This is a genomic window from Vibrio sp. 10N.222.52.B12 (assembly GCF_002875385.1).
Classification (GTDB): domain Bacteria; phylum Pseudomonadota; class Gammaproteobacteria; order Enterobacterales; family Vibrionaceae; genus Vibrio; species Vibrio jasicida.
The window spans coordinates 89,715-96,345 of the sequence record NZ_MDAW01000129.1 but is presented as its reverse complement, the minus strand read 5'-3'; the positions used below and the strand labels follow the sequence as shown (position 1 = coordinate 96,345).

Sequence of the window (6,631 nt, the reverse complement as noted above, 5' to 3'; positions counted from 1 at the left end):
GATTTGTGTATAAGAGACAGCGCAAACGCGAGGCTTTTTTATTGTAGAAAATCTTCTTAATGTCACCAGTTTTTAAGCAGAAATTAGAGGCAAATCAGCAGGCTTACGACCATGGTCTAATCCTTATTGCTATTGTTGTTTTTGTATCGGTGTTAAGCTTAATAAAAAGAGCAACAAGGATAGGTTATGAATTTCCCATACAGAAATATTGTCGTACTTACTGGCGCTGGCATCTCGGCTGAGTCTGGTATTCAAACATTTCGAGCTCAAGATGGTCTTTGGGAGAATCACCGAATAGAAGACGTGGCAACGCCAGAAGGTTTCGACCGCGATCCGGATCTTGTTCAAAGCTTTTACAACCAACGTCGTTCAAAGCTTCAAGGCGAAGATATCAAGCCGAATGCGGCTCATATCGCACTAGGACGCCTAGAAGAGCAGTTGGAAGGCAAAGTGACTATCATCACTCAGAACATTGATAATCTGCACGAGAGAGGCGGTAGCGCCAATATCATTCACATGCACGGTGAATTGCTTAAAGCACGTTGCAGTGAATCCAACCAAGTCATCGAACATTCAGAAGACATTGAAACCGGTGAATTGTGCCATTGTTGCCAGATCCCAGCGCAAATGCGCCCTCACATTGTTTGGTTTGGTGAAATGCCACTACGCATGGGTGAGATCTATGCGGCTTTGGAAGAAGCAGACTTGTTTGTTTCTATTGGTACTTCTGGCGTGGTATATCCAGCTGCAGGCTTTGTACATGATGCGAAGATGCATGGTGCACATACGATTGAAATTAACTTGGAGCCAAGTGCTGTCGAGAGTGAGTTTGAAGAGAAGCGTTACGGCAAAGCAAGTATTGAAGTGCCAAAATTGGTTGACGAAATTCTTGCTCTGGAAAACGAAGCCAGCGCTTAATTAAACGGACAGAACCTTCTTTAACAAAGGCATCGAGTGATTCGATGCCTTTTTGTATTTTGAAACGTTGTATTCTGATGCTTTGCAATTCGAGCAGTAAGGATTGAGCCACAAATAGCGATCTTCAGATACAAGAAAAGCGGCCTAAGCCGCTTTTCTAAACTATTTCGACAGAGTGATTAGTTGTCTACTTTTAGCTTTTGGAAGTACTCATCGTAAAGCACGCTTGCTTCACCAACTTCGTCTTGCCATGTACCGCTGTCCATCACTTCTTGTGGTGGGAAGATGCTTGGATCGTTAGCAAATTCTTTCGGTAGTAGGTCATGCGCTGTTTTCACTGGAGTAGGGTAACCAATCTCTAGTGCAATCTTAGCAGCATTCTCAGGACGTAGTAGGAAGTCGATCATCTTATGAGCTGCATCAACATTCTTCGCGCCAGCTGGAATTGCTAGGCTGTCCATCCAGAAGATAGTGCCTTTTTCTGGCCAGATGATGTCGATGTTCGCGCCTTCTTGACGAGCCATGTAAGCAGAACCATTCCAAAGCATACCAAGTGATACTTCACCTGCTAAGTATGGGTTCGCTGGGAAGTCTGAGTTAAATACCAACACGTTTGGCATTAGCTTTTTCAGTTCTTCGTAAGCGGCTTTGATCTCGTCTGGGTTAGTCGTGTTTGGTGAGTAACCAAGCTTAGTCAATGCAATATGGAATACTTCGCGAGAATCATCCATCAGCATTAGTTGACCTTCCCACTTGCTATCCCAGAAATCGTCCCACTTAGAAACCGATGACTTGTCTAGCATGTCAGCATTGATACCAATACCGGTCGCACCCCAAATGTAAGGGATAGAGTAGTTGTTGTTCGGGTCGAACGGCTTGTTCAGGAAGTTAGTGTCTAGATCAGCAAAGTGAGAAAGCTTCTCTTTGTCGATCTTTTGCAGCATGCCTTCTTTACGCATTTTAGATACGAAATAGGTAGACGGTACTACCAAGTCGTAACCAGAACCTTGAGTTTTCAGCTTTGCGTACATGCTCTCGTTAGACTCGTACGTAGAGTAGATAACCTTAATTCCAGTTTCTTTTGTAAAGTCTTCAAGAACTTCGTTTGGAATGTATTCCGACCAGTTGTAGAAATACAGTTCTTGATCAGCAGCCATTGCAGGGGAAGCGATTAGCGTCGCTGCACACAGTGCGCTTGCGTAGAATTTACTTTTCATTTTATTTCCGTTTTGTTCAGCAACAGGTCAAATCAATACTAGTAACAGATACCGATTTGAGCCAAGTTGCGATAAGCACAATCCTGTTTATTTGAGCACGAACGTTAAACATCATGTCTTCATCGACGGAGAATGTTGAAGCTGTGTCAAATAAACCTAGCAACGTGTAATTATATCAGTCAATTACGAAAATAGGCAGCGTATTGCTGCCTATTTTCATTTACTAGATGGCTTATTAAGCGATTATTGGCCCGCTTTAAGCTTTAGGAAGTAATCTTCGTACTTCGCTGTCATGTCACCAACAGAGTCTTGCCATTCAACACGGTCAAGATCTTCTTGAGAAGGGAACAATGGTGCAACGTCTTTAAACTTAGCGTTAGACTCTGCAACAGCAGTCAGGTAACCCGTGTCAGCCGAGATTTGCTCTGCGATTTCTGGACGTAGTAGGAAGTCGATCATCTTGTGAGCAGCTTCTACATTCTTCGCACCAGAAGAGATTGCAAAGTTATCAACCCAGCCGATACCTCCCTCTTTAGGGAATACAAGCTTTAGGTTCATGCCTTCGTTTTGAGCAGCTGCCGCGCTACCATTCCAAAGCATACCAACGCCAACTTCGCCAGACATGTATGGAGCGCCTGGGTTATCAGAGTTGAATACTAGAACGTTTGGCATAAGCTTTTGTAGCTCTGCGTACGCTTCGTCGATTTGTTTTGGATCCGTAGAGTTACCTGAGTAACCTAATTTACGTAATGCGATATGGAAGACTTCACGAGTGTCATCCATCAGCATTACTTGACCTTCAAGCTCAGGTTTCCATAGGTCAGCCCAGCTTTGGAACTCGTTTGGATCGTACATGTCAGCGTTAACCGCTAGACCTGTAATCGCAACAACGTGTGGAATAGAGTAGTCGTTGTTTGGATCGTAAGGCTTGTCTAGGTAGTTAGTATCTAGGTTACCGAAATTTTTCAGTTTAGTCTTATCGATCTTTTGTAGCATACCTTCGTCACGCATCTTCGCTACGAAGTAAGTGGAAGGTACCACTAGATCATAACCTTGGTTATGAGTTTTTAGCTTTGCATACAAGGTTTCATTCGACTCGTAAGTCGAGTAGATGACTTTGATGCCAGTTTCTTTAGTAAATTGTTCTAGGATATTACTGTTGATGTAAGGACCCCAGTTCATAAATACTAATTCTTTATCATCCGCTGCCGCTGTACCAGAGAACAGAGAAAGCGCACATGCACTACCAGCTAATAGAGTAGCCCATTTTTTCATTGACGTTAGCTCCAAACCAAACGTTGTCCAATTTTGGACGATAGATAGAAAAACAGAATGGCATGTAACCATTCTGTTTCGTGATGTTAACGGATGCGGATTCTACTTTACTTTTTCTCTTGCTAGCAACTGAGAAATCACTACCAAGACCAAAGAAACAATCAACATGACCGTTGCTAGGGCGTTCACTTCTGGTGAAATGCCCACCTTAACCATTGAGTAAATCTTCAATGGCAAGATTTCGTAAGTTGGACCTGTTACGAACGAGCTAATAATTACGTCGTCCAGAGACAGGGTAAAGCTCAATAACCAGCCCGCAGCTACCGCAGGTTTTGCAAGAGGAAGAATGATCTGTTTTAAGATTACCCATTCACTCGCGCCTAGGTCTTTCGCTGCTTCCAACATTTTCACATCAAAGCCATTTAGTCGGCTGTACACTGTTACCACAACGAATGGTAGACAGAAGGTGATGTGAGCAATCAATAAGGTAAAGAAGCCAAGCTGTGCACCTAATACAAGGAACAAAGCAAGTAATGAAATCGCCATAACGATATCTGGTGACATCATTACAACAAATAACATGCCGTTGACCGCGCCTTTACCTTTGAACGAGTAACGGAATAGGGCAACAGCCGTTAAGCTACCAATGATGGTTGCCGCTGTTGCAGAGAATACCGCTACGTTCAATGAATGCCATGCAGCCTGCATTAGGCTGTCGTTGTTTACTAAGGTTTCGTACCATTTCGTGGTGAAACCACCCCATTTCATACCAAATTTGTTGGCATTAAATGAGTTAACAATTAAGACGATGATTGGCAAATACAAAAATGCATATACCAGCGCCATAAAGCTAAATCTAACTGTGCGTCCCATTAGTCTAGCTCCACTTTCTTATTCAATAGTTTGCCTGCTCTGTAGTAAGCGTAAAGCATAACAGCCATTGCGAAGGTGAGGGCGATACTGGTCGCAGCACCAAATGGCCAGTCACGAGCGTTCAATACTTGGCTCTTAATTACGTTACCGATCAGTAGGTTCTTCGCGCCGCCAAGAAGGTCAGAGATGTAGAACATACCCAGAGCAGGTAGTAGAACCAATAAACAACCGCCGATAATGCCAGGCATTGTTAAAGGCAAAATCACTCGCGTAATGGTTTGAAACTTGTTCGCACCAAGATCTTTTGCCGCTTCAATGTAAGTGTTGTCTAGCTTCTCGATTGCCGAATAAAGCGGCAAAATCATGAACGGAAGCAGGATGTATACAAGACCGATCATCACTGCCGTTTCTGTATACATTAAGCGTATCGGCTTATCGATGATTTCCATTGCCATCAGCGATTTGTTTAAGACACCTTGTGTACCAAGAACAATCTTTAGCCCGTATGTACGGATCAAAGAGTTTGTCCAGAACGGTACGATAACCAAGAACAACATAAACGGACGCCATTTCTCTGGCATTTTCGCTACGATGTAGGCAAATGGATAACCGATAACCAAACACAACAATGTCGCGATGATCGCCATGTAGAAAGAGTGCATTAGCACTTTCGCGTACAGAGGGTCAAGCAAGCGAAGGTAGTTGTCGAAAGTAAACGTTAATTCAATTAGGTTTGCTTCATCACGCGTCAAGAAACTTGTACCAATAATCATTAGGTTTGGTACCAACACGAAAAGTGTTAACCAACCAACAATTAGGGCAATGATCGCGTTCTGAAGATTAAGCTTCTTGCTTATCATTTAGTACTACCTCCCAGCTTTCAACCCAAGTGATAGCGACTTTCTGGCCGAGTGAGTGGTCCACATCTGGATCATCTTCGTTAAAGAATTCGCTTACCATCACGCGCATACCAGAATCCAATTGAATAACTGAATCTAGCGTCATACCTTTATAGGTACGCTCGGTCACGTGACCTACGATGCCTTTTTCTTCAGACTCTTTGATCTCTTCGATACGTAAGTCTTCTGGGCGAAGTAGTACTTGAAGTTTGTCACCGGCCTGTGCTTCTTGATCGTAGTAAACCACCGATTCAACACCTTCAATTTCTGCACGGATACGTTTATCATCGATACGATCTAGCATGGTTGCGTTGAATACGTTGATCTCACCGATAAAGCGAGCAACAAATAGGTTCTTAGGTTCTTCGTAGATCTCACGTGGAGAGCCATCTTGTTCGATAACACCGTCGCGCATAACAATAATACGGTCAGACATCGATAGGGCTTCTTCCTGATCGTGCGTAACGAAGATAAAGGTAATACCAAGTTGACGCTGAAGCTGTTTAAGCTCGATTTGCATTTGCTTACGTAGTTTGTAATCAAGTGCAGATAGAGATTCATCTAGCAGCAGTACTTTTGGCTTGTTCACAACCGCACGCGCAATGGCGATACGTTGTTGCTGACCACCAGAAAGTTGGTGTGGCTTACGCTGTGCCATCTTTTCTAGACGAACCATGCGCAGCGCATCCATAACTCGAGGCTCGATCTCTGCAGCAGGTGTTTTCTGCATGCGAAGACCAAAAGCAACGTTTTCGAATACGGTCATATGAGGAAAGAGTGCGTAACTCTGAAATACCGTGTTGACGTGCCTTTGCTCTGCAGGAACCTGTGTTACATCTTGGTCATCTAATACGATTTGACCGTTGTCTGCCGTTTCAAAGCCAGCGATCATGCGTAAAACCGTTGTCTTACCACAACCAGATGGGCCTAGAATCGTCAGAAACTCACCATGATTAACATCCAGATTTAAATTACCGATGATTTCCTTGCCATCGAAACTTTTGCTAATACCAGATAGACGAACTACTGGCTTTCCTGCTTGCTGTTTAGCGTTCAACGTCTGTATTTCTCCCACGTTCAAATTGGGTTATATCCCATTGATGTGACATTAGTCATTCACTTTTGAGGCGCGCATCATAATCACCAAAATTGTGAAATCAAAGCATTTTCTTATCTTGAAACAGAAAAAATTTTGCAGGCAAAAGTAAACATTCCTTACCATACTGTTTTTATGGGGGTATTTACGCTTTCGCTATCGTTTTGTAGGGTTTTAATTTCGCCAGCAAATGTTTTCAATTTCATAGATTTGCGAGTGGTTAATTATCGACCAAATAGAAGATATTGCAAGTATTGAGGCCGAGATCTGATTTTAGACTTGGAAAGATTTCTTTATAATGACGCCCTTATTAATTGGCTGGTTTTCCAGAAAAAAATTTACAAGTTAGCCTT

At 43.0% G+C, this 6,631-nt stretch carries 6 protein-coding genes; 1 reads left to right on the top strand and 5 read right to left on the bottom strand.

Going from position 1 to position 6,631, the window contains the following annotated elements; genetic code table 11:
- The first annotated feature begins 186 nt into the window (after positions 1-186).
- Positions 187-918 carry a Sir2 family NAD+-dependent deacetylase gene (cobB, locus tag BCT11_RS17545; protein ID WP_038872748.1) on the top strand — a complete coding sequence of 244 codons (732 nt, stop codon included), beginning with the start codon at positions 187-189 and terminating at the stop codon, positions 916-918.
- Between the two features lie 179 nt (positions 919-1,097).
- Here cobB and BCT11_RS17540 read toward each other — a convergent pair whose 3' ends face one another.
- The 5 genes from BCT11_RS17540 to potA form a co-directional block, all read right to left on the bottom strand.
- Positions 1,098-2,135 carry an extracellular solute-binding protein gene (locus BCT11_RS17540; RefSeq protein ID WP_038875062.1) on the bottom strand — a complete coding sequence of 346 codons (1,038 nt, stop codon included), beginning with the start codon at positions 2,133-2,135 and terminating at the stop codon, positions 1,098-1,100.
- Positions 2,136-2,378: 243 nt separating this feature from the next.
- Positions 2,379-3,410 carry an extracellular solute-binding protein gene (locus BCT11_RS17535; protein ID WP_038872754.1) on the bottom strand — a complete coding sequence of 344 codons (1,032 nt, stop codon included), beginning with the start codon at positions 3,408-3,410 and terminating at the stop codon, positions 2,379-2,381.
- A gap of 102 nt (positions 3,411-3,512) precedes the next feature.
- Positions 3,513-4,283 carry a spermidine/putrescine ABC transporter permease PotC gene (gene potC / locus BCT11_RS17530; RefSeq protein ID WP_005389180.1) on the bottom strand — a complete coding sequence of 257 codons (771 nt, stop codon included), beginning with the start codon at positions 4,281-4,283 and terminating at the stop codon, positions 3,513-3,515.
- Positions 4,283-5,143: a spermidine/putrescine ABC transporter permease PotB gene (gene potB, locus BCT11_RS17525; protein ID WP_038872757.1), complete on the bottom strand. Its 861-nt coding sequence runs from the start codon at positions 5,141-5,143 to the stop codon at positions 4,283-4,285. Before potB ends, potC begins: the two co-directional genes overlap by 1 nt.
- Positions 5,124-6,239: a spermidine/putrescine ABC transporter ATP-binding protein PotA gene (gene potA, locus BCT11_RS17520; protein ID WP_241909031.1), complete on the bottom strand. Its 1,116-nt coding sequence runs from the start codon at positions 6,237-6,239 to the stop codon at positions 5,124-5,126. Before potA ends, potB begins: the two co-directional genes overlap by 20 nt.
- Between the last annotated feature and the right edge of the window lie 392 nt (positions 6,240-6,631).

Excerpts from the sequence above, each read along its gene's own strand:
- cobB (WP_038872748.1), top strand. The coding sequence starts at position 187 with ATGAATTTCCCATACAGAAATATTGTCGTACTTACTGGCGCTGGCATC.
- BCT11_RS17540 (WP_038875062.1), bottom strand. The coding sequence starts at position 2,135 with ATGAAAAGTAAATTCTACGCAAGCGCACTGTGTGCAGCGACGCTAATC.
- BCT11_RS17535 (WP_038872754.1), bottom strand. The coding sequence starts at position 3,410 with ATGAAAAAATGGGCTACTCTATTAGCTGGTAGTGCATGTGCGCTTTCT.
- potC (WP_005389180.1), bottom strand. The coding sequence starts at position 4,283 with ATGGGACGCACAGTTAGATTTAGCTTTATGGCGCTGGTATATGCATTT.
- potB (WP_038872757.1), bottom strand. The coding sequence starts at position 5,143 with ATGATAAGCAAGAAGCTTAATCTTCAGAACGCGATCATTGCCCTAATT.